This window comes from Pseudomonas sp. Pseusp9 (assembly GCF_059491265.1).
Window position 1 is genome coordinate 1,299,520 of the sequence record NZ_CP168500.1, and the last position, 21,760, is coordinate 1,321,279.

Consider the following 21,760-nt stretch of genomic DNA (forward strand, 5'->3'; position numbering starts at 1 on the left):
AGGGAAAAGTGTGTAGCCGAGTAGCGTGATGGCACGTTGCCGTAGAGAAAGGCCACAGCCTCACGGTGACGTAAACGTAACGGGAACAGTTGGGAGGGCAACTGAACGGTTGCTCAATTGTTTCTGGATGTTGATTTGTGTTGAATCCTGAAGCGCCTTCGCGAGCAGGCTCGCTCCCACAGTTGACCGCGTTCTTTCTGGATGAATGCGATCACTGTGGGAGCGAGCCTGCTCGCGAAAGGGTCAACGCGGTTTCGTACCTGGCCTTAGTAAGCCGTCTTGCCCGTATGGTTATTCAACGAAATGACCTTGGTCTTGCCGATGCGGTGACGGTAGATTTCGCGCAGGTACTTGATCGCTTTCTTCACACAGTCGCGTGACAGGCGGATGTCGTTGATCGAGACGAACTTTTCCTTGTCGTTGATCAGCTCGCGGTATTTCTTCTCGTACATCGGCTTGATCGCGTACCAGTTGGTATCGAGGATCTTTGCCGGGTTCTCGAATTCGTTGAGCAAGTCGTCGATGCGGCCTTCGTCGAATTCTTCCTGGACGATGAAGTCCAGGATCGAGTTGTCCAGGGTTTCGTCGAAACGGTAGGCAGACTTCGCAAAGCAGCGCTTGATGAAGGCCACGATCAGCGTCAGGAAGTCGTCCGACAGGCACGGGCTCTTGGCGATCAGGGTGGTCAGCGACAGGTTGGCCGAAGCACCTATCACCAGCGCGTAGCGCTTGAGCGTGGTGTTGGGGAACAGGCTGTTGAGGTGCGTCTTCAACCGGTTCAAGTCCATGTAGGACAGCTTGTAGTCCTTCGGCAGGGAAACGATCGACACCACCGACGAGCAATTCTTGAAGAAGTGCAGGTCATGCAGGGCCGCCGCGTCGTATCCCGAATTCTTGTACTGCTCCAGCGACGCGCGATAGCGCTTGGACTCGATCGGCAACAGGCTGATGCCTTCGATGGCCTGGGTGACCTTGTTGAAGTGCGGCAGGTCGATCGAACGGAAGAACAGGTCATCGATGTTCAGGCGCTGCGGCTCTTTCTCGAACACCTTGAATTTGTCGCTGCTCGGCGGCGGGGTTTCCGGCACCACGGACTCGGCATAGGCAATCGCCACCGGGCCGGCCAGGCTCATGAACAGGTCGTTGGCGTCCAGGCGGATTGTTTCGCCGATGTCGATGCCGGCACGACGGAAATAGTTCTGGTCGTAGTCGGTGGTCACCGCCTGAGCCGTCAGAATGTTGAAGATCTGCTGCGAGATGTATTGGTTGGCATGCTTTTCCATGGCATTGACATCAATGTTCTGGATATTGCCGTCATCATTCTCTTCGGCGTAACGCATGATGTCGTTGGAAATCAGCATCATCGCGTTCCACGGGCGGATGCGGCCCATGACGCTGGCTTCGCTGCTGTCTTCGTTGGCGAAGTTGTAGGAGAAGTCCCACTCTTCCGACAGGTACTTGCACAGCAGGCGACCGGCGTTGATGTGCAATGCCTCGGACATTTCACTGCGGTGATCGGAGATATTCGGCAGCACACAGATGCCACTGGTGAAGATCGGTTCGAAGACGAAGGAGTGGCCGCTCTTGCTGTCGTGCTCGTCCATCGGTTTGGTGTCGAACGTCTTGTTCATGTACGAGTGCTGCTGGGCCAGGCCGAACTCCGAGGCCATGCCCGAACCGGTACCGCCACCGGCACTGAAGATCGAGAAATACAGGCGCGACTGGTTGGCCTTGATGCCGCAGCTGTCGATCAGGTACGAGTGAATCATTTTCCAGTCAGGGCTGGAGAAACGCTGGGTGTCCTTGTTCAGGATGATCTTGGCCAGGTACTGGCCGAGGATCGGCGCGTTACCGGCGCCACCGGCGTGGACTTCCGACAAGTCCATGATCTTCATCTTGCTGTAGTCACGCAGGAAACCGCTTTTTTCGCCCTTGCGCGAGAAACGGATGCGTCCGGCGATGTCCTTGTCCAGGTCGCCGAGCATCACCAGCGGCTCGACCAGAAACACTGGCTTGGTGTTTTTGTTCTGGCCCAGGCGCAGGTTGTTGCGGATCCACTGGGCCGGGCTGTAGCCCTTTTCGGCAAGACGCTTGTCCGGCGACAGGCGATCTTCGTTGTTGAATTCGTTGAGGTAGAACTTGCGGGCGTTGTACACCAGCTCCGCCACGTCCAGGGCGATGTTCGAGCCGCAACGGCCCAGGCCGATCAGGCACACCGACGGGAATTCCTGGTCGTTGTGCTGTTCGCTGTCGCCTTCCAGGCGCGGTGGGCGCGGGAACACCATGTCGCGCAGGCCATCGAGGTTATCGAGGATGCGGTCGGTATTGGTTTCGGTGAAGTACAGATACTGCTGGGTCGCCAACGGGCGGGATTGAATCAATGGCTTCGGTGATGACGGGCTGTTGGCCGCGGGGCTCAACGTCAGATCGGTTACCGCAGTGGCCGGGTTGTTTTTAGAAGTCATTGTTCGCCATCTACCTGGGCTGATTGGTTGTCCGACTCACTGTCGTCGAACCGTCACGGAATAGAGTCGCGTCTTTTTTCAGCGCGTACTTGGACCATGCCTTGGTCTTTAGCCTGAGCATTGCTCGGAGTGAATCCTTTCCTAAGTCATGATGGATCGGCCAATATCTGACGATCTTTAATCAAAAGGAGGCTAAATGATGTCAATGCTACCTTCGCTGGGGTTTGCCGGCATCGGCCTGATGGGACTGCCGATGTGCCGGCGCCTGCTGGCCGCGGGTTATCCGCTGGCGGTATGGAATCGCAATCCGGACAAGTGCGGGCCGCTGGTGGAAGCAGGCGCACGCCAGGTCGCCAGCCCGGCCGAACTGTGCCAGCACGCCGACGTGGTGATGTTGTGCCTGGCGGATACGTCGGTTGTGCGCGAGGTAGTGTTTGGTCCGACGGGCATTGTCCAGGGGGCAAAAAAAGGCCAGTTACTGGTGGACTTTTCCAGCCTGGAACCCAACGCCACGCGGGAAATGGCCGCAGAACTCGCCAGCAGAACCGGCATGGGCTGGCTCGACACACCGGTGTCCGGTGGCGTGGTCGGTGCCGAGGCTGGAAGCCTGGCGATCATGGTGGGTGGCGAGTCACAGGATCTGGATCGGGTACGCCCCGTTCTGCTGAACCTGGGGCAGCGCGTGACGCACATGGGCGGCGTGGGGGCAGGGCAGGTGACCAAGGCATGCAATCAGATGATCGTCGCCTGCAATGCCTTGGTCATTGCCGAGGTGGTCGCGCTGGCCGAACGTTCCGGGGTTGATGCAAGCCTGATCGCCGAAGCGCTGGCCGGCGGCTTTGCCGATTCGAAACCGTTGCAGATCCTGGCCCCGCAGATGGCTGGAAACCGTTTCGAGCCGGTCAAGTGGCATGTGCGCACGTTGCTCAAGGATCTGGATACGGCGGTGAAGTTTTCCCGTGAGCAAGGCTCGGCGACACCGATAAGCGGTCTGGCCGCACAGTTGATGCGCCTGCATGGGAGTCAGGGGTTCCTTGAAAAAGACCCGTCTACATTAGTGCAGATGTACCGTGAGCCAGACTCAGCGTCCTGAAGGTGCAGGCGTGTTTGCGCTGGTTGATTTCGTTCAGTACCGGACGCAGCTCGGCCAGTGGCACCGGCCGACTGAGCAAATAGCCCTGAACGAAGTCACAGCCATGGTTTTCCAGGAACTGGTATTGCTCGAAGGTTTCGACCCCTTCGGTGACCACTTGCAGGTGCAGGGTATGGGCCATGACGATAATCGCCTGGACAATTTCCATGTCCTGGGTGGCCTTGGGGATGTCCTGGATGAACGAGCGGTCGATTTTCAGTGTGTTCAGGGGCAGGCGCTTGAGGTAGGCCAGGGATGAATAGCCGGTGCCGAAGTCATCGATCGACAGCGACACGCCGAGGGCGCGTATCTGCCGCAGCAACACCAGGGTGTCGGCAATATTGCCCATCAAGGCGTTTTCCGTGACTTCCAGTTCCAGCCGGTGGGGCTCCACGCCGGCGGCCCGCAACGCATGCTCGATTTCATCGGCCAGTTCTTCGCGCGCCAGGTTCAGGGGCGAGCAATTCACGGCGATCTTGAGGTCTTCGCAGCCCTGGCGCGACAATTCGCCCAGATCTTCGCAGGCCTTGCGCAGCACCCAGTTGTCCAGCTCGGCGATCAGGCCGTTGGCCTCGGCGATGGCGATAAAACGATCCGGTACGAGTAAACCGTGGACCGGGTGTTGCCAGCGGATCAAGGCTTCGAGCTTGCTGACCTGGCCGGTCTTGAAGTCATAGATCGGCTGGTAGTAGAGCATCAGGCCGGTGTCTTCGCGCAGGGCGTGGCGCAACTCTTCTTCCAGTTGCAGCTCCAGCGTGGCGCGGGTTTTCAGGTTGGCGCTGAAAAAATTCAGGCCGTTGCGGCCGCTGCCCTTGGACTGATACAGCGCCAGGTCGGCGTTCTTCAACAGTTCCTCACACGTCTTGCCGTCGTCCGGAAACAGGCTGATGCCGATGCTGGTGGTCATGACCATGCGCCGGCCGGCCAGCTCGATGGGTTCCTTCATTTTCAGCATGATACGTTGGGCCAGCTGTCGCGCTTCGTCACGGTCATGCAGGTCAATGAGCAGGCAGAACTCGTCGCCACCGAAGCGTGCGACCACATCCTCGTGACTGCGAACCGAGCTCTTGATGTGCCCGGCAAGCACTTTGAGCAGTTCGTCACCGGCATCGTGGCCAAGGCTGTCGTTGATCCGCTTGAAATGATCGATGTCCAGGAACAGGACCGCCAGCATCCCGCCCTTGTTGGATTTCTCGATGAGCTTTTCGGCGAAGACCTGGTTGAACCCGCGGCGATTGATCAAGTTGGTCAGCGGATCGTAGTGCGCCACTTGTTGCAACGACATGCGTGCCTGGTCGAGTTGGCTGAGCAGGGAGTTGACCCGCTGCAGGTCACGGTCCTTGTGTTGCAGTTTCTTGTCCGCCAGTGCCGCGCTGATGCTGCTGCCGATGATCAGCAGGGTCATGACCGTCACGGTCAGCGCCAGTTGCAGATGGCTTTGTTCGCCGGTTTGCGTTGGCAGGCTGTCGTTGGGCAGTACCAGGTTGAAGGCAGCCATGGCAGTGAGGTGCATACTGAGGATGCCCGCCCCGAGCAGCAGGCTGGCACAGTATTTGAAGAGCTGATGCAGCATGCCGGCGCCATTGCGCAGATACCATGCCAGCAACAAGGCTGCCAGCGCGGCACCGATCGCGAGCGCGATGGAAAGGGCAAACAGACCCGGTTGGTAATAGATCGAGGCAGTGGCGTGCATGGCGGTCATGCCCACGTAATGCATGGTCGCGATACCCAGGCCAATCCCGATCGATGCCTTTAGGCACTGTTGCAGATTCAAATCAGGGCGGCTGAGGGTATGCATTGCCAGCCAAGCGGCGAGCATCGCGATGGTTAGCGAAAACACCGTGACAGGCAGTTGGTAGTAAAGGCCGATAGGCGCCTGGAATGCCAGCATCCCGACAAAATGCATGGCCCAGATACCGCCGGCCAGGCATCCGCTGCCCACCCAGCGCCAGCGCGTTTTGGATGCGGATTTTTCAGCGTGAGCCACACGTTCGGCCATGTCCAGCGTCGCGAAACAGCCGACACAGGCGACCAGATAAGCCAGCAGCACCAGAAAAGGGTCATGTGTGCAATTGAGTATGACCTGCCCACTCTCTGGTAGCTCGGTAATGAAATGCAAACCAAGCCACGCCATAGCATGCCCCATCGTTATCCCTCAGGCCGGCGCAAGGAGCGCTGGCGAATGCCCTGGAGTATAGAGGGCATGGATGGAGTGCAAGCGATGGTGGCACATTGGCACTAATGATTTTGATATTAACCTGATAGCGATTGGTGCTATTGATCAGGCGATTTGCTTCTGAGGCATCTCGAACGCGGGTTGCAGGGCCGGCAAGCCGAATGCGGCACGGGCCGCGTCGCAATCGGGATTGGCCAGGCCATCGACCCATGAAGCATCGAATTCCCGGCAGGTGCTGGAGCGCTTTTCGTAGATCGAGCACTGCACCGTACTGCCCACGTCTCCCACCAGGCTGGTGCAGCGCACGGGTTTGCAGCCGGTGCCGATCATCGCGACCCGACTGGGGCTGATCTGCTCGACAAGCTCATCGGGTACCGTCCCCCCGGCAGAAGCGCATTCGCCCCAGAAAAATGACACGCGAAAATGAGAACAGCAGGCACCGCAATTCAGACACGGACTGGCTTCGGACATGGGCGATTATCGTAAGGAGGAGTGGAGACACAGGGGAGAGCAAGGCCGCTATTCTAGGCTTCGCCAACGGCTTGGGAAGGGGGGTGGAAAGGTATTTTTCAACGACCGGACGGACTGCGAAATACCCACCCTGCGAAAGCTCCTACAGGTTGCGTTCCATGGGTTGGTATCAGCCTGGCGAATAATGAAAGACAGGTGTGGCCGGCCTGTCTAGATTGCAAAGTCCGGGGGCAGTGACGCCCCAAAAACAATAAAAGAGACGGACCCATGCAGAACTCGACCCAAGCGGCCAATGCCTGGCGCATCCTGTTCCTGTTGTTCCTGGCCAACCTGTTCAACTTTTTCGACCGCACCATCCCGGCCATCATCATCGAACCCATTCGCATGGAATGGCACCTCAGTGATTTCCAGTTGGGGATCATCGGTACGGCGTTCACCATCGTCTACGCCATTGCCGGCCTGCCGTTGGGGCGCATGGCCGATACCGGTTCGCGCAGCAAGCTGATGGGTTGGGGGCTGGCGGTGTGGAGCGGGTTGACGGCCGTCAACGGTATGGTGGGCAGCTTCTGGAGCTTCCTGATCGTGCGCATGGGTATCGGCATCGGCGAGGCCAGTTACGCGCCAGCCGCCAACTCGCTGATCGGCGACCTGTTTCCGGCGCACCGCCGGGCGCGGGCCATGGGCATCTTCATGCTCGGGCTGCCATTGGGACTGTTGCTGGCGTTCTTCACCATCGGCGCGATGGTCAAGGCTTTCGATAGCTGGCGTGCGCCGTTCTTTATCGCGGCGGTGCCCGGGCTGTTCCTCGCGATATTCATGTTTTTCATCAAGGAACCGAAACGCGGCGCCGCCGAGAGCGTTCAGGTGTCGCAGGAAAAGATCGATCGGCCGATCCGTCGGGTATTGGCTGTGCCGACCTTTTTGTGGCTGGTGATGGCCGGTCTGTGTTTCAACTTCGCCACCTATGCCTGCAACTCGTTTCTGGTGCCGATGCTGCAACGCTATTTCCTCATGCCGTTGCAGGATGCCGCGGTCGCCACCGGAGTCATTGTCGGCGTGACCGGGTTGATCGGCCTGACCCTCGGTGGCTGGATCGCCGACAAGATTCACCAGCGGATTGCCAACGGACGGCTGTTGTTTGCGGCGTTCAGCCTGATGATTTCGACGGTCTGCACCGCGTGGGCGCTGCATTCCGGGCGCATCGAGATCGGGGTGTTTGTCGCCGTATTCAGCCTCGGCTGGCTGTTCGCCTACAACTTCTACACCTGCGTGTACACGGCGATGCAGGACGTGGTGGAACCGCGCCTGCGGGCGACGGCCATGGCATTGTTCTTTGCCGGTTTGTACCTGTTGGGCGGCGGCCTGGGACCGGTGGTGGTCGGGGCCTTGTCGGATCACTTTGCCCATTCGGCGATGCTGGCCGCCGGTGCCGGGCAGATGACCGAAGCCTTCAAGGCGGTCGGCCTGCACGATGCGATGTACCTGATTCCGGTGGCGCTGTTTTTCACCGTGGTGTTTCTGTTCCTGGCTTCGCGGTGTTTTGTGCGCGATGCCAAGCGAATGAAAGAGGGGTTGGTGGCGGTGGTTGAGCCAGTGGAGGCTATAGCGACTGCATGAGCGCTTTCGCGAGCGGGCTCGCTCCCACATTGGATCTTCGGTGCAGATGAGATCCCTGTGGGAGCGAGCCTGCTCGCGAAGAGTCCAGCCGCATCACTGCAAAAATCAGATAGATAAAAAGGCCCGCATCGCTGCGGGCCTTTTTATTTGCGGATCGGGGAGGGGATTAACCCGCCACCAGCACCCGAATCGCTTCCAGTCGCAGCGCAGCCTTGTCGAGCATGGCCAGGCCTTGTTCGCGTTGTTTGCGCAGGGCAACCAGTTCGCTGTCGCGCACGGTCGGGTTGACTGCTTGCAACGCGGTCAGGCGCGCCAGTTCTTCTTCGGTATCGGCGGCCAGGCGACGCTGCGCCTCGGCGACACGCTCGGTGTGACGAGGCAGGATCTTCGCTTCGCCGGCATTGATCCGTGGCGTCAGTTGGTCACGCTGGGCCTGGATGAACTTGTTGGCGCTGGCACGCGGCACGCTCTCGAGCTGATCGTTCAGGGTTTCGAACGAGACGCGGGCCGACAGGTCGTTGCCATTGGTATCGAGCAGGCAGCGCAGGGCGGCCGGCGGCAGGTAGCGGCCCAGTTGCAGTGAGCGTGGGGCGACCACTTCGCTGACATACAACAGTTCCAGCAATACGGTGCCCGGCTTGAGTGCCTTGTTCTTGATCAACGCCACGGCGGTGTTGCCCATGGAGCCGGACAGCACCAGATCCATACCGCCCTGAACCATCGGGTGCTCCCAGGTGATGAACTGCATGTCTTCGCGAGACAGCGCCTGGTTACGGTCGTAAGTGATGGTCACGCCTTCGTCGTCGCCCAGCGGGAAGCTGGCGTCGAGCATTTTTTCGCTCGGCTTGAGGATCAGCGCGTTTTCCGAGTGGTCTTCGCTGTCGATGCCAAAGGCGTCAAACAGGGTTTCCATGTAGATCGGCAGCGCGAACTGATCGTCCTGCTCAAGGATATCTTCCACCAGTGCGTCGCCTTCGCCCGCGCCACCGGAGTTCAGCTCCAGCAAACGGTCACGGCCGGTGTGCAATTCGGCTTCCAGGCGCTCACGCTCGGTGCGGGCTTCGTCGATCAGCGCTTGCCACTCGCTATCGTCGGCTTCTTCGAGCAGCGGCAGCAGGCGCGGGCCGAACTGATGCTGCAAGGCGTTGCCGGTCGGGCAAGTGTTGAGGAAGGCGTTCAGTGCTTCGTGGTACCACTGGAACAGGCGCTCCTGCGGGCTGGTTTCCAGGTACGGCACATGCAGTTCGATGACGTGTTTCTGGCCGATCCGGTCCAGTCGACCGATACGCTGTTCCAGCAGGTCCGGGTGGGACGGCAGGTCGAACAGCACCAGGTGATGGGAGAACTGGAAGTTGCGACCTTCACTGCCGATTTCCGAGCAGATCAGCACTTGCGCGCCAAACTCTTCGTCGGCGAAGTAGGCGGCGGCGCGGTCACGCTCGAGGATGTTCATGCCTTCGTGGAACACCGTGGCCGGAATGCCGGAGCGCACGCGCAGGGCGTCTTCCAGGTCCATGGCGGTTTCGGCGTGGGCGCAGATCACCAATACTTTGGTGCGCTTGAGCATCTTCAACTGATCGATCAGCCATTCGACGCGCGGGTCGAATTTCCACCAGCGTTCTTCTTCGCTGGCATCCGGTTGGGCCTGGAAGCTGACTTCCGGGTACAGCTCGGCGTGATCGCCCAGCGGCAGTTCGAGGTATTCGTCCGGGCATGGCAGCGGGTACGGATGCAGCTTGCGCTCCGGGAAACCCTGCACGGCGGCGCGGGTGTTACGGAACAGCACGCGGCCGGTGCCGTGACGGTCGAGCAATTCGCGCACGAGGCGGGCGCTGGCTTCGGTGTCGCCATCGTTGACCGCGGCCAGCAAGGCTTCGCCTTCGTTACCGAGGAAACCGTGGATGGTCTTGTGGGCTTGCGGCGAAAGGCGTCCCTTGTCCAGCAACTCCTGAACGGCTTCAGCCACCGGGCGATAGTTTTCGCTCTCGGCGCGGAAGGCCTGCAGGTCGTGGAAGCGGTTCGGATCGAGCAGGCGCAGACGCGCGAAGTGGCTGTCCTGGCCCAGTTGTTCCGGGGTGGCGGTCAACAGCAGCACGCCGGGAATGGTTTCGGCGAGTTGCTCGACCAGCGAGTATTCAGGGCTGACCTGATCTTCGTGCCACACCAGGTGGTGAGCCTCGTCGACCACCAGCAAATCCCAGCCTGCCGCGAACAGCGCGTCCTGGGCTTTCTCGTCGTCTACCAGCCACTCGAGGGCGACCAGTGCGAGCTGGGTGTCTTCGAACGGGTTGCTGGCATCGCTTTCGATGAAGCGCTCTTCGTCGAACAGCGCCACCTGCAGGTTGAAGCGACGGCGCATCTCTACCAGCCACTGGTGCTGCAGGTTCTCCGGAACCAGGATCAGCACACGGCTGGCGCGGCCCGAGAGCAATTGGCGATGGATCACCAGGCCGGCTTCGATGGTCTTGCCCAGGCCCACTTCGTCGGCCAGCAGAACCCGTGGCGCGATACGGTCGGCGACTTCGCGGGCAATGTGCAACTGGTGCGCGATCGGTTGCGCACGCACGCCGCCCAGGCCCCAAAGGGAGGACTGCAACTGGCGGCTGGTATGCTCCAGGGTGTGGTAACGCAGGGAGAACCAGGCCAGCGGGTCGATCTGGCCGGCGAACAGACGGTCGCTGGCCAGGCGGAACTGGATGAAGTTCGACAGCTGGGTTTCCGGCAGGGTGACCACGTCGTTCTGCCCGTTGAGGCCGTGGTAAACCAGCAGGCCATCAATGTCGTCGACTTCGCGGACGATCAGTTTCCAGCCTTCGAAGTGCGTGATGGTATCACCCGGCGAAAACCGCACGCGGGTAAGAGGCGCATTCCGTAGCGCGTACTGGCGAGTGTCGCCAGTGGCCGGGTAGAGCACGGTCAACAAGCGGCCGTCCTGTGCCAGAACGGTGCCTAAACCCAGCTCGGCTTCGCTGTCACTGATCCAGCGTTGCCCCGGTTGATACTGCTGCGCCATGCTGCCTGACTCCCACCTTGAAAAAGCGGGCTATCTTAACGGAATGAGCGCTTCAGGGCCAAAGGACTCTCAGAAAAACTCACAGTCTTACGTTAGCCCACGTATGCATGACGCGCCGCCAAGTGCACTAATGAGTGCCAATTGGCTCATAGTTTGCGACCGATGGCTCAAGTCGCCACCCCCGCGGCCGACAGCCTGCTGACAGGAGACCGAAAACCATGCTGCCACCGATGCTCCCTCTGAGTGCCGTGCCGATCACTTCACAAAACGACCCGATCCGCCAGCGGCCGGATATTCCACCGGTGGTGCCGGTTCAGGAAAGCTCGAGTGAAAGCACCATTGACTTGCAAAAGCGCAATCCTGAAGAGGACGGGGCAGTGCTGCGCGAGGAGCAACGCCACAGGCAGGAGCAGGAAAGGCGCCGTCGTGAAGCCGATCATGACCCCGAGGCTCACCTGGCGATTCCCGGCGATGAGCTCAATGCCGACAACACCGTGCCGGTGGCACCGCTGATGGAAGATCAGCCGCGGCAGGGACTGTGGGTCGATATCGAGATTTGAGCGCAGACTGGTCAGCGCGGTCGCCAGGCCGCATTATCGGTGCAGGGTTGCCGAACGCTACGGCGGCTGACACTCATTTCAAGCGATGCACTGACCGCCATGAGCCAAGACGACAAACTGATTGACCTCAATGCTGAACGCGCCAAGCGTGTTCATGACCTCAATGACAAGCGGCTCAATGAAGTTCGCCAGGCGTTCGAGCAAGCCATGCCATTGGGCAAGGCGAAAAAAAAGCCGAAAAACAAACCGAAAAAACGCTGACTCCCCCCCACCCCGCATTCATTGATGCGGGTCAAACGTTTCCCTTCCTCTTGCCCGGTCTCGGGCGACATTGATCCTGGTCAATATTCTGTCCTGCCCGTTTGGTTAACTTAGCCCTATCGCAGCAGGGCAAGTGCAGGAGACGCGTCATGTTTTTCGACAACGTGGTGATCGCCGGGGTGCTGACTGTCAGCCTCATGTTGGTGTTTTTTGCAGGATTCGGATTTTTTATCTGGAAGGATTCGCACAAGCGCAAGTAACTGCAGGTCTTTCTGGATGTAATGAGCACGCAAGGCATTTTGGGCAACTTCGGTTGCCTTTTTTTTTGCCTGTAAAAAACTATCGGTAAACACGTAACCCTGTAGGAGCGAGCTCTGCTCGCGATGGACGCCAACGATGACGCGGGGTGTCTGAATGTACGCGTTGTCCTTGCGGTCATCGCGAGCAAGCTCGCTCCTACAGTGAATTGTGGTGTTTGGAAGAGGCAATAAAAAAGGCGCGGTCCTTGCGGAGCGCGCCTTTTTTGTTTGGCGGTGTATCAGCTGCCCAGTGCCTTCGAAGCCAGCCAGAACAACCCGGCCGACAGGGCCACGGTGGCTGGCAGGGTCAACACCCAGGCCAGCAGGATGGTTTTGACGGTGCCGCCTTGCAGGCCGCTTTTGTTGGCGACCATGGTGCCCGCCACGCCGGAGGACAGCACGTGGGTGGTGGAAACCGGCAGGCTGAAGATGTTCGCCAGGCCGATCAGGCTTGCGGTGGTGATCTGCGCCGACATGCCTTGGGAGTAAGTCATGCCTTGCTTGCCGATCTTCTCGCCAATGGTCAGTACCACGCGTTTCCAACCGACCATGGTGCCCAGGCCCAAGGCCAGTGCTACCGCCAGAATCACCCAGAACGGGGCGTATTCAGTGGTCGTGGTCAGGTCCTTGCGCAGCTTGTCCAGGTCGGCCTTTTCACGCGCCCCGAGAGTTGGCAACTTGCTGACTTTCTTCGCGGTGTCGTCCAGGCAGAGCAGGTAACGACGTACTTCGATACGACTTTCCGCCGACAGCGAATGGTAGTCGGCTACACCCTTGAGGGTGCCGAGCAGGGCGGTAATGGTCGGTTCGGTCTGTTGCGGGTTGCAACGGAACTTCTCCGGCAAGTCGCCGTTCAAACTCTTGCCCAGGGCCAGGAACTCGCCCAGGGTTTCGGAGTTGCGCTGGTAGAACTGGCTCAGGTGCAGGGTTGCGTCGCGAGTCCGCTCGATCTGATAGGTCGTGCTGTTCAGGTCGAGGACGAACTGGGCCGGCACGATACCGATCAGCACCAGCATGATAAGGCCGATGCCTTTCTGGCCATCGTTGGAACCGTGCACGAAACTCACGGCCATGGCCGAGATCACCAGTACCAGGCGATTCCAGAACGGCGGGTGTTTCTTGTCGTCGATCTTGCGGCGCTGTTCCGGCGTCTTGTGCATCTTCGACAGCGGACGCCACCATTTAAGACCGATCAGGATCAGCGCGGCGATCAGGAAGCCTGCCATTGGCGAGAACACCAGCGACATGCCGATATCGATCGCCTTTTGCCAGTTCACCCCGTCGGCCAACGGAATTTCGTTGATCAGGGCGTTGGCCAGGCCCACACCCAGGATCGAACCGATCAGTGTGTGGGAACTGGAGGCGGGGATACCGAAATACCAGGTGCCCAGGTTCCAGGTGATGGCTGCGGCAAGCAACGAGAACACCATCGCCAGGCCATGGCCGGTGTTCACATTGATCAGCAGTTCCACCGGCAGCAGGTGGACGATGGCATACGCCACGCCGACCCCGCCCAGCAGCACGCCGAGGAAGTTGAACACACCGGAGAAGAACACCGCCAGATGAGGCGGCATGGCTTTGGTGTAGATAACGGTGGCCACCGCGTTAGCGGTGTCATGAAAGCCGTTGATGAACTCGAAGGCGAGGACAAAGGCCAGGGCGAGCAAGAGGCTCACAAGCACCCAAGCATCCAGTCCGCTGAATAAATCGATCATGAAGGTTTTCTGACCCGGTCATAAGGGGGCGCGATTATGCCAGAAAAGACTGCTAATCAATGCACTAGCTGCTCATCGGTAACATTCTTCAACGAAATATTTTGCCGCAGCACCTAAAAACCCAGGGTTTTGCTGTGTTTTGTAAGTGTTTGATTTTATTGAAAAAAATAGCTGTAACAAAACCTTCACGACCCGGTAAGAGGGGGGTGAATGGCTGTACGAAAAATCTGAGAAATAGGTCAGATATCAGAAATCCGCCTGATTCCACGATGGTGATGGCCGCTGCCCGCTTGTAGCGGGCGCGAAAGGCAACATCAATACATCCCGTTTTTAACGGGTGCAGAGGCAGGCCTTGTAAGGATCAGGCCGACGCAGTCACGGCTCTTCGGCTTTGAGTTCCTTTTCCATTTTTTGAAGTTCTTGCTGGAAAACCTGATCCTGCACGGTGGCGCGTTTACGCCAGGGTTTGCGTTCCGGTTCGGGTTGAGCGGCGTAAGTGGTGACTTCTCCGCCGTAAACTTCCTTGTAACGTTGTTCCTGGCGCTCTAGTTCCGCGCGCAGTTCGTCTTTCGTCACAGTGCTACCTGATTGAGTTTGGATAAATTCTGGTGAAAACGCGCTGTATCAAATCGACTGATCACGTTCGTCGAATGGGCAATGCCCGTCAAAGCATCGTTTTGGCAACGGCGTGATCAATACTTCCATGTCACAGGCGGCTACGGCACCAGAGATAAATAGCTGACGTAGCTTCAGTTTCCTGTTTCAGCAAACGCGATGGCAAGGCTGGGCAATGCGGATCTGGCGCTTGCTACGGGCAACGGCGATGGAACATCGCATTGCCGGGCAGCGGATTCGGAAAGTAAAAAACCGAAGCGCTACTGAGTTGTATTATAGCGGCCGATTTGAAGAACACTATCTCCAAAGTGTTAAAAGTGAATCTTGGCGTGTGACCGTTTTGTTGCTTGAAACTATACGATTAACCAGCGCGTCTACTGATACCACATTGCAGCGATGCCTTTCTGACGTCATTAAGTCGAACAAGTTTCAGTATTTGAACGCCCCATTAAGTCCTGTGTCGAGTCGATGTAAACAGTGGTTCGTGAGTCAGCGAAAACCGGGCATCAGCGGATTGGTGTTTGATGCGGTGAATTGCGATTATCGGGCGAGCGTTCGATAATCGCCCGAAGATGACGAGCCGGGCTTGAGCGTCAGGCAGCAGCCCTTTGTAATAGTCGCTGATCCGAGTGGGTAAAAGGACCTTGTATGAACGATCAAATGCGCAATTCCTTCGCTTCAGTGGCTCCACCCATCGTTGCCTCGCCGGCCAAACGGATCCAGGCACTGACCGGCGACCCGGATTTCATGACGTCCCTGGCCCGTGGCCTGGCCGTGGTGCAAGCGTTTCAGGAGCGCAAACGGCACCTGACCATCGCCCAGATCAGTCACCGCACGGAAATCCCCCGCGCCGCCGTGCGACGTTGCCTGCACACCCTGATCAAGCTCGGCTACGCCACCACCGACGGCCGCACCTATTCGCTGCTGCCCAAAGTGCTGACCCTCGGCCATGCCTATGTGTCATCGACACCGCTGGCAGTCTCCGCCCAGCCTTACCTGGACCGCATGAGCGAGCAACTGCACGAGGCCTGCAACATGGCCACGCTCGAAGGTGATGACATTCTGTACATCGCCCGCTCCGCGACCACCCAGCGCCTGATTTCGGTGGACCTGTCGGTGGGCGGGCGCCTGCCGGCCTATTGCACGTCGATGGGGCGGATTCTGCTCGCCGCGCTCGATGACACTTCGCTGGGTGAATATCTCGATCACGCCGAATTGCAGGCCAAGACCAGCCGTACGATTCACACCCCCCAGGCACTGCTCGAATGCCTGCAAGAGGTGCGACAGCAAGGCTGGTGCATCGTCGACCAGGAACTCGAGCAAGGGCTGCGTTCGATTGCCGTCCCGGTGTATGACGCGTCCGGCCAGGTGGTCGCGGCCCTCAATGTCAGCACTCACGCCGGACGAGTCAGCCGCAATGAACTGGAACAGCGTTTTCTGCCCGGCCTGTTGAGTGCCAGCCGCGACCTGAGTACCCAATTGTTCTCCTAAGCCGTTCGATAAACGCACAGAGTCGCGCTCAGCGAATTGACGCTGTTTCCTGTGGATCATTACTGTCGCGACTGCGTCAGCCCCGGCTGGCTCCTTTTCGACTGTGATCCACGGAATAAAAATAATGAACCAGCCTCAGTCTGCTGTAGGTAACTGTCTCGACGTGCAGTCCTTCATCAATGCTCAACCCATTTCGCGCTACCAGTGGCGGGTGGTGATCCTGTGTTTCCTGATTGTCTTTCTCGACGGCCTCGATACCGCGGCCATGGGCTTCATCGCGCCGGCGCTGTCTCAGGATTGGGGGATCGATCGTGCCAGTCTTGGCCCGGTAATGAGCGCAGCCTTGATCGGCATGGTCTTCGGTGCACTGGGCTCCGGTCCTTTGGCTGACCGCTTCGGGCGAAAAGTCGTACTGGTCGGGGCGGTGTTTTTGTTCGGTGCCTTCAGCCTGGCCTCGGCCTACAGCAGCAATGTCGATCAGTTGCTGGTGTTGCGCTTCCTGACCGGCCTGGGGTTGGGCGCCGGCATGCCGAATGCCACGACCCTGCTGTCGGAGTACACCCCGGAGCGCAAGAAGTCCCTGCTGGTGACCAGCATGTTCTGCGGTTTCAACCTCGGCATGGCCGGCGGCGGATTTATCTCGGCCAAGCTCATTCCGGCCTTTGGCTGGCACAGCCTGTTGCTGATCGGCGGAATTCTGCCGCTGATCCTCGCCGTCGTATTGCTGCTCTGGCTGCCGGAGTCGGCGCGTTACCTGGTGGTGCGTAACCGCGGTACGGAAAAAGTGCGCAAGGCACTGGCGCCGATTGACCCGACGGTGGTGGCCCAGGCATCGAGTTTCAGCGTGCCGGAACAGAAAACCGTGAAGGCGCGCAATGTGTTCGCGGTGATTTTCTCCGGCACCTACAGCGTCGGTACCCTGCTGCTGTGGCTGACCTACTTCATGGGCCTGGTGATCGTTTACCTGCTGACCAGTTGGCTGCCGACGCTGATGCGTGACAGTGGCGCGAGCATGGAGCAGGCCGCCTTCATCGGTGCGCTGTTCCAGTTCGGTGGCGTGTTGAGTGCGGTGGGCGTGGGTTGGGCGATGGACCGGTTCAATCCGCACAAGGTCATTGGAACTTTCTATCTGTTGGCCGGGGTGTTTGCCTACGCGGTAGGGCAGAGCCTGGGCAACATCGCACTGCTGGCAACGCTGGTGCTGGTGGCCGGGATGTGTGTCAACGGTGCGCAATCGGCAATGCCGTCGCTGGCTGCGCGGTTTTATCCGACTCAGGGGCGGGCCACCGGCGTGTCGTGGATGCTCGGGATCGGTCGCTTCGGCGCCATCCTCGGGGCGTGGATGGGCGCGACGCTGCTGGGGCTGGGCTGGAACTTCGAGCAAGTGCTGACGGCGCTGGTGATACCGGCGGCGCTGGCGACCACGGCGGTGGTGATCAAGGGCATGGTCAGTCATGCGGATGCGACCTGAGGTCATCACTCAGATTCTTTAGTGGTTTGAGGACCTCTTCGCGAGCAGGCTCGCTCCCACAGGGTTCAGTTAATCCTTGTGGGAGCGAGCCCTGCTCGCGATGCGTTTGGGGATAGGTAGCCAGACAACAATGTGTTCGATAATCGAACGCTCAGTCGATTATCGGATTGTTTGGTCTTTTTCAGAAGCTTAACCTTCAGTCATTCCGGCGCTGCGCATCGGCGCCTTCTTCCACTGTCGGTTAACAATAAACGGGAGCCTGCCCCAATGGCTGAAATCCTTTCGCTGCACGACGCGGTGAAGCAATTCGTAAACGACGGCGATACGGTCGCGCTCGAAGGCTTTACCCACCTGATCCCGACGGCGGCGGGTCACGAAATCATTCGCCAGGGCAAGAAAGACCTGACTCTGGTGCGGATGACCCCTGACTTGATCTACGACCAGTTGATCGGTGCCGGTTGTGCCCGCAAGCTGATTTTCTCCTGGGGTGGCAACCCGGGTGTCGGCTCCCTGCATCGCCTGCGTGACGCGGTGGAGAAACAGTGGCCGCATGCGCTGGAGATCGAAGAACACAGCCATGCCGACCTGGCCAACGCCTACGTCGCCGGGGCTTCCGGCCTGCCGTTCGCGGTCCTGCGTGCCTACGCCGGTTCCGACTTGCCGAAGGTCAACCCGCTGATCAAATCGGTGACCTGCCCGTTCACGGGTGAAGTACTGGCCGCCGTGCCTTCGGTGCGTCCGGACATTACCGTGATTCACGCGCAGAAAGCCGACCGCAAGGGCAACGTGTTGCTCTGGGGCATCCTCGGCGTACAGAAAGAGGCCGCATTGGCTGCCAAGCGCTGCATTGTCACCGTTGAAGAGATCGTCGACGACCTCAATGCGCCAATGAACGCTTGCGTGCTGCCGACCTGGGCCCTGAGTGCGGTTTGCCACGTACCTGGCGGTGCTCATCCGTCCTACGCCCATGGTTACACCGAACGCGACAACCGTTTCTACCAGGCCTGGGACCCGATTGCCCGCGACCGTGAAACCTTCACCGCGTGGATCAACGAATATATCCATGGCAGCGCTGACTTCAGCGAGTTCCAGGCCAAACTGGCCGCCGCTTCGGAGGCGAAGTAATGACTTACACCACCAATGAAATGATGACTGTCGCCGCCGCTCGCCGTTTGAAGAACGGTTCGGTGTGCTTTGTCGGTATCGGCCTGCCGTCGAAAGCGGCCAACCTGGCGCGCCTGACGTCCTCTCCGGATGTGGTGCTGATCTATGAATCGGGTCCGATCGGTGCCAAGCCGAGCGTACTGCCATTGTCGATCGGTGACGGTGAGTTGGCGGAAACCGCCGACACCGTGGTCCCGACCGGCGAGATTTTCCGTTACTGGCTGCAGGGCGGGCGCATCGACGTCGGCTTCCTCGGTGCGGCGCAGGTCGACCGTTTCGGCAACATCAACACCACCGTGGTCGGCGATTATCACGCGCCGAAAGTGCGCCTGCCAGGTGCCGGTGGCGCGCCAGAGATTGCCGGCTCCGCCAAGAGCGTGCTGATCATCCTCAAGCAGTCGGCGCGCTCGTTCGTCGATAAACTCGACTTCATTACCTCGGTCGGCCACGGCGAGGGCGGCGATTCACGCAAGCGTCTCGGCCTGCCGGGCGCCGGCCCGGTCGGGATCATCACCGACCTGTGCATCATGGAGCCGGAGGAGGGTACCCACGAGTTCGTGGTCACCGCGCTGCACCCGGGTGTGACCCGCGAGCAAGTGGTCGCCGCCACCGGTTGGGCAATCCGTTTTGCCGACAACGTTGCGCAAACCGCCGAGCCGACCAACGTCGAACTGACCGCGCTGCGTGATCTCGAAGCCCGTACCGCCGCCGCCCACGGCCAAGCCCCCGGAGAAGCGTGATGCGTGACGTTTATATCTGCGATGCGATTCGTACCCCCATCGGCCGTTTCGGCGGTGGTCTGTCGACGGTGCGTGCCGACGATCTGGCTGCCGTGCCGATCAAGGCCTTGATCGAGCGCAACCCGTCGGTGGACTGGAACGCGGTGGACGAAGTGTTCCTCGGCTGCGCCAACCAGGCCGGCGAAGACAACCGCAACGTGGCGCGCATGGCGCTATTGCTGGCGGGGTTGCCGGAAACCATTCCCGGCGTGACTCTCAATCGTCTCTGCGCCTCGGGCATGGATGCCATCGGCACCGCGTTCCGCGCTATTGCCAGCGGCGAGATGGAGCTGGCGATTGCCGGCGGCGTCGAGTCGATGTCCCGCGCACCGTTCGTGATGGGCAAGGCCGACGCAGCGTTTTCGCGCAACATGAAGCTCGAAGACACCACCATCGGCTGGCGCTTCATCAACCCGTTGATGAAAGCGCAGTACGGCGTGGATGCGATGCCGCAGACCGCTGACAACGTCGCTGACGACTACAAAGTCTCCCGCGAGGACCAGGACGCCTTTGCCCTGCGCAGTCAGCAACGTACCGCCGCCGCGCAAGCCGCCGGGTTCTTCGCCGAAGAAATTGTCGAAGTACGCATTGCCCACAAGAAAGGTGAAACAGTGGTCAGCCAGGACGAGCATCCTCGCGCCGACACCACCCTGGAGGCCCTGACCAGACTCAAACCGGTCAATGGCCCCGACAAAACCGTCACCGCCGGCAATGCCTCCGGAGTGAACGATGGCGCAGCGGCGCTGATCCTGGCCTCGGCCGAAGCTGTGAAGAGACACGGCCTGACCGCCCGCGCCAAAGTGCTGGGTATGGCCAGTGCCGGTGTTGCGCCGCGGGTGATGGGCATCGGCCCGGTGCCGGCGGTGCGCAAACTGACCGAACGCCTCGGTGTGGCGGTCAGCGATTTCGACGTGATCGAGCTCAACGAAGCATTCGCCAGCCAGGGCCTGGCGGTACTGCGTGAGCTGGGGATCGCGGACGACGCGGCCCAGGTCAACCCGAACGGTGGCGCGATTGCCTTGGGTCACCCGTTGGGCATGAGCGGTGCGCGACTGGTGTTGACCGCATTGCATCAGCTGGAAAAAACCGGTGGCAAGAAAGGTCTGGCGACCATGTGCGTCGGCGTCGGCCAGGGGCTGGCCTTGGCGATCGAACGGGTCTGACTCACCCCGCCGGCTAACAGGAACTGAGGAAAGTTTAATGACTGACAAGCCTGGATACCGTCGTCCGCAGGCGGGCACTCAGCCGCCTTACCTGCACCCGACCTATCAATCCACCAACTTGCGCTCGCCGTCCAAACCGTTGGTGTTCCTGCCGCATTCGTTGTCGGAAATCACCGGGCCGACCATCGGTGCCGAGCGCGTCAACGAGAAGGATAACGACCTGACCGCCCAGCATGAAGGGCCGCCACAGGGTGAGCGCATCATCGTTCATGGCCGTGTACTGGATGAAAACGGTCTGCCGGTGCCGGGGATTCTGGTAGAGATCTGGCAGGCCAACGCTGCCGGTCGCTACGCCCATGCCCGCGACCTGCATGACGCACCGCTGGACCCGAACTTCACCGGCACCGGCCGCACCGTGACCGACGCCGATGGCTGGTATCAGTTCCAGACCATCAAGCCCGGCGCTTACCCATGGGGTAACCACCACAACGCGTGGCGCCCGGCGCACATCCACTTCTCGCTGTTCGGGCCGAGCATCCTGACGCGCCTGGTGACGCAGATGTATTTCCCGGGGGACCCGCTGCTGGCGTACGACCCGATCTACAACTGCGTGCCCGATACTCGCGCCAAAGAGCGGTTGATCGCCACGTTCGATCTGGAAAAAACCATCCCGTCCTATGCCCTCGGCTATCGCTGGGACATCGTATTGCGCGGCCGCGACGCCACGCCGATGGAGAAATAAGATGACGCTGACTGCGACCACGTCCCACACCGTCGGGCCGTACTACCACATCGGCCTGACCTGGCTGAACCGCGAGAACCTGACCGTCGAGCAAACCCTGGGCGAGCGCGTGGCGATCACCGGGCAAGTGGTCGACGGCAATGGCGACGTCGTCAACGACGCGATGCTGGAAGTCTGGCAGGCCAACGCCGCCGGCAAGTATGACCACCCCGAAGATGACCAGGACAAACCCCTGGACCCGAACTTCGAAGGCTTTGGTCGAGTGCCGGTGGATGCCGAAGGACGTTTTCGTTTCACCACCATCAAGCCGGGTACGGTCGAGGGGCTCAAAGGCACGACCCAGGCCCCGCACCTGGTGGTGCTGGTGTTTGCCCGTGGCCTGGTAAAGCACCTGCTGACACGGATTTACTTCGATGGCGAGGCGGCGAATGTGAACGATCCGCTGCTGGAGTGCGTGCCGGCCGAGCGTCGGGGTACTTTGCTGGCGAAGCAGGATGCAAGCGGTGTGTACCAGTGGAATGTGATTCTGCAGGGTACCGATGCCGAGACGGTGTTCTTCGACTATTGATTGAACACCGCAAATCCCTGTAGGAGCGAGCTTGCTCGCGATGGTCGTCAACGATTAC

18 protein-coding genes are annotated in these 21,760 nt (G+C 59.9%); 12 read left to right on the top strand and 6 right to left on the bottom strand.

The annotated features are described in order from the left end of the window. Positions 1-266 precede the first annotated feature (266 nt). Entirely contained in the window at positions 267-2,465 is a 2,199-nt protein-coding gene (locus tag ACEN8E_RS05765; protein WP_495591783.1) for a hypothetical protein, read from the bottom strand. A gap of 196 nt (positions 2,466-2,661) precedes the next feature. On the opposite strand from ACEN8E_RS05765, the gene ACEN8E_RS05770 reads away from it, so the two are divergent. After that, positions 2,662-3,558 carry an NAD(P)-dependent oxidoreductase gene (locus tag ACEN8E_RS05770; protein ID WP_495591784.1) on the top strand — a complete coding sequence of 299 codons (897 nt, stop codon included), beginning with the start codon at positions 2,662-2,664 and terminating at the stop codon, positions 3,556-3,558. Here the strand turns inward: ACEN8E_RS05770 and ACEN8E_RS05775 are convergent. Next, positions 3,515-5,731 carry a putative bifunctional diguanylate cyclase/phosphodiesterase gene (locus ACEN8E_RS05775; RefSeq protein ID WP_495591785.1) on the bottom strand — a complete coding sequence of 739 codons (2,217 nt, stop codon included), beginning with the start codon at positions 5,729-5,731 and terminating at the stop codon, positions 3,515-3,517. The genes ACEN8E_RS05770 and ACEN8E_RS05775 overlap by 44 nt on opposite strands. Before the next feature lie 147 nt (positions 5,732-5,878). Next, on the bottom strand, positions 5,879-6,244 hold the full coding sequence (locus ACEN8E_RS05780; RefSeq protein ID WP_495591786.1) for a YkgJ family cysteine cluster protein: 366 nt from the start codon (positions 6,242-6,244) through the stop codon (positions 5,879-5,881). A 267-nt stretch (positions 6,245-6,511) separates the two neighbouring features. On the opposite strand from ACEN8E_RS05780, the gene ACEN8E_RS05785 reads away from it, so the two are divergent. Further along, positions 6,512-7,861: a spinster family MFS transporter gene (locus ACEN8E_RS05785; protein ID WP_495591787.1), complete on the top strand. Its 1,350-nt coding sequence runs from the start codon at positions 6,512-6,514 to the stop codon at positions 7,859-7,861. 166 nt (positions 7,862-8,027) lie between these two features. Here ACEN8E_RS05785 and rapA read toward each other — a convergent pair whose 3' ends face one another. Next, complete coding sequence (gene rapA, locus ACEN8E_RS05790; RefSeq protein ID WP_495591788.1) at positions 8,028-10,874, bottom strand: RNA polymerase-associated protein RapA; 2,847 nt, start codon at positions 10,872-10,874, stop codon at positions 8,028-8,030. Between the two features lie 218 nt (positions 10,875-11,092). Here rapA and ACEN8E_RS05795 point away from each other — a divergent pair, with 218 nt between their 5' ends. The 3 genes from ACEN8E_RS05795 to ccoM all read left to right on the top strand — a co-directional run bounded on the left by ACEN8E_RS05795 (position 11,093) and on the right by ccoM (position 11,955). Beyond that, positions 11,093-11,434 (top strand): aspartate-semialdehyde dehydrogenase, encoded by a 342-nt coding sequence (locus ACEN8E_RS05795; protein WP_495591789.1) that lies wholly within the window; start codon positions 11,093-11,095, stop codon positions 11,432-11,434. A 99-nt stretch (positions 11,435-11,533) separates the two neighbouring features. Continuing rightward, the gene (locus tag ACEN8E_RS05800) at positions 11,534-11,695 is read left to right on the top strand and encodes a hypothetical protein (RefSeq protein WP_008016476.1); all 162 of its coding nucleotides are present in this window, start codon (positions 11,534-11,536) and stop codon (positions 11,693-11,695) included. Positions 11,696-11,844: 149 nt separating this feature from the next. Further along, a complete protein-coding gene (gene ccoM / locus ACEN8E_RS05805; RefSeq protein ID WP_008016477.1) occupies positions 11,845-11,955 on the top strand; it encodes a cytochrome c oxidase subunit CcoM in 111 nt (36 codons plus the stop codon). Positions 11,956-12,233: 278 nt separating this feature from the next. Here ccoM and ACEN8E_RS05810 read toward each other — a convergent pair whose 3' ends face one another. Both ACEN8E_RS05810 and ACEN8E_RS05815 read right to left on the bottom strand, forming a co-directional pair. Further along, the gene (locus tag ACEN8E_RS05810; protein ID WP_495591790.1) at positions 12,234-13,709 is read right to left on the bottom strand and encodes an inorganic phosphate transporter; all 1,476 of its coding nucleotides are present in this window, start codon (positions 13,707-13,709) and stop codon (positions 12,234-12,236) included. Between the two features lie 375 nt (positions 13,710-14,084). Beyond that, on the bottom strand, positions 14,085-14,285 hold the full coding sequence (locus ACEN8E_RS05815) for a hypothetical protein (RefSeq protein ID WP_007986337.1): 201 nt from the start codon (positions 14,283-14,285) through the stop codon (positions 14,085-14,087). A 687-nt stretch (positions 14,286-14,972) separates the two neighbouring features. Between ACEN8E_RS05815 and pcaR the strand changes: the two genes are divergently transcribed. From pcaR to pcaG, 7 genes are all read left to right on the top strand, one after another. Beyond that, positions 14,973-15,815, top strand: a complete 843-nt coding sequence (gene pcaR, locus ACEN8E_RS05820) for a pca regulon transcriptional regulator PcaR (protein ID WP_495591791.1) — start codon at positions 14,973-14,975, stop codon at positions 15,813-15,815. A gap of 124 nt (positions 15,816-15,939) precedes the next feature. Further along, a complete protein-coding gene (gene pcaK, locus ACEN8E_RS05825; protein WP_495591792.1) occupies positions 15,940-17,286 on the top strand; it encodes a 4-hydroxybenzoate transporter PcaK in 1,347 nt (448 codons plus the stop codon). A gap of 267 nt (positions 17,287-17,553) precedes the next feature. Then, a complete protein-coding gene (locus ACEN8E_RS05830) occupies positions 17,554-18,411 on the top strand; it encodes a CoA transferase subunit A (RefSeq protein ID WP_008016482.1) in 858 nt (285 codons plus the stop codon). Further along, positions 18,411-19,190 (top strand): CoA-transferase subunit beta, encoded by a 780-nt coding sequence (locus ACEN8E_RS05835; protein WP_495591793.1) that lies wholly within the window; start codon positions 18,411-18,413, stop codon positions 19,188-19,190. The genes ACEN8E_RS05830 and ACEN8E_RS05835 overlap by 1 nt, the downstream gene beginning before the upstream one ends. Beyond that, a complete protein-coding gene (gene pcaF, locus ACEN8E_RS05840; RefSeq protein WP_495591794.1) occupies positions 19,187-20,392 on the top strand; it encodes a 3-oxoadipyl-CoA thiolase in 1,206 nt (401 codons plus the stop codon). The genes ACEN8E_RS05835 and pcaF overlap by 4 nt, the downstream gene beginning before the upstream one ends. A gap of 37 nt (positions 20,393-20,429) precedes the next feature. After that, on the top strand, positions 20,430-21,134 hold the full coding sequence (gene pcaH / locus ACEN8E_RS05845) for a protocatechuate 3,4-dioxygenase subunit beta (RefSeq protein WP_495591795.1): 705 nt from the start codon (positions 20,430-20,432) through the stop codon (positions 21,132-21,134). A gap of 1 nt (position 21,135) precedes the next feature. After that, positions 21,136-21,702 carry a protocatechuate 3,4-dioxygenase subunit alpha gene (pcaG, locus tag ACEN8E_RS05850; RefSeq protein WP_495591796.1) on the top strand — a complete coding sequence of 189 codons (567 nt, stop codon included), beginning with the start codon at positions 21,136-21,138 and terminating at the stop codon, positions 21,700-21,702. Positions 21,703-21,760: the final 58 nt, after the last annotated feature.

Bases quoted from the DNA above. Each gene is read 5' to 3' on its own strand.
- ACEN8E_RS05785 (WP_495591787.1), top strand. From the start codon at position 6,512: ATGCAGAACTCGACCCAAGCGGCCAATGCCTGGCGCATCCTGTTCCTG.
- ACEN8E_RS05765 (WP_495591783.1), bottom strand. From the start codon at position 2,465: ATGACTTCTAAAAACAACCCGGCCACTGCGGTAACCGATCTGACGTTG.
- ACEN8E_RS05800 (WP_008016476.1), top strand. From the start codon at position 11,534: ATGAGCCAAGACGACAAACTGATTGACCTCAATGCTGAACGCGCCAAG.
- ACEN8E_RS05835 (WP_495591793.1), top strand. From the start codon at position 18,411: ATGACTTACACCACCAATGAAATGATGACTGTCGCCGCCGCTCGCCGT.
- ACEN8E_RS05780 (WP_495591786.1), bottom strand. From the start codon at position 6,244: ATGTCCGAAGCCAGTCCGTGTCTGAATTGCGGTGCCTGCTGTTCTCAT.
- ccoM (WP_008016477.1), top strand. From the start codon at position 11,845: ATGTTTTTCGACAACGTGGTGATCGCCGGGGTGCTGACTGTCAGCCTC.
- rapA (WP_495591788.1), bottom strand. From the start codon at position 10,874: ATGGCGCAGCAGTATCAACCGGGGCAACGCTGGATCAGTGACAGCGAA.
- ACEN8E_RS05830 (WP_008016482.1), top strand. From the start codon at position 17,554: ATGGCTGAAATCCTTTCGCTGCACGACGCGGTGAAGCAATTCGTAAAC.
- ACEN8E_RS05810 (WP_495591790.1), bottom strand. From the start codon at position 13,709: ATGATCGATTTATTCAGCGGACTGGATGCTTGGGTGCTTGTGAGCCTC.
- pcaG (WP_495591796.1), top strand. From the start codon at position 21,136: ATGACGCTGACTGCGACCACGTCCCACACCGTCGGGCCGTACTACCAC.
- pcaK (WP_495591792.1), top strand. From the start codon at position 15,940: ATGAACCAGCCTCAGTCTGCTGTAGGTAACTGTCTCGACGTGCAGTCC.
- ACEN8E_RS05795 (WP_495591789.1), top strand. From the start codon at position 11,093: ATGCTGCCACCGATGCTCCCTCTGAGTGCCGTGCCGATCACTTCACAA.
- pcaH (WP_495591795.1), top strand. From the start codon at position 20,430: ATGACTGACAAGCCTGGATACCGTCGTCCGCAGGCGGGCACTCAGCCG.
- ACEN8E_RS05775 (WP_495591785.1), bottom strand. From the start codon at position 5,731: ATGGCGTGGCTTGGTTTGCATTTCATTACCGAGCTACCAGAGAGTGGG.
- ACEN8E_RS05770 (WP_495591784.1), top strand. From the start codon at position 2,662: ATGATGTCAATGCTACCTTCGCTGGGGTTTGCCGGCATCGGCCTGATG.
- pcaR (WP_495591791.1), top strand. From the start codon at position 14,973: ATGAACGATCAAATGCGCAATTCCTTCGCTTCAGTGGCTCCACCCATC.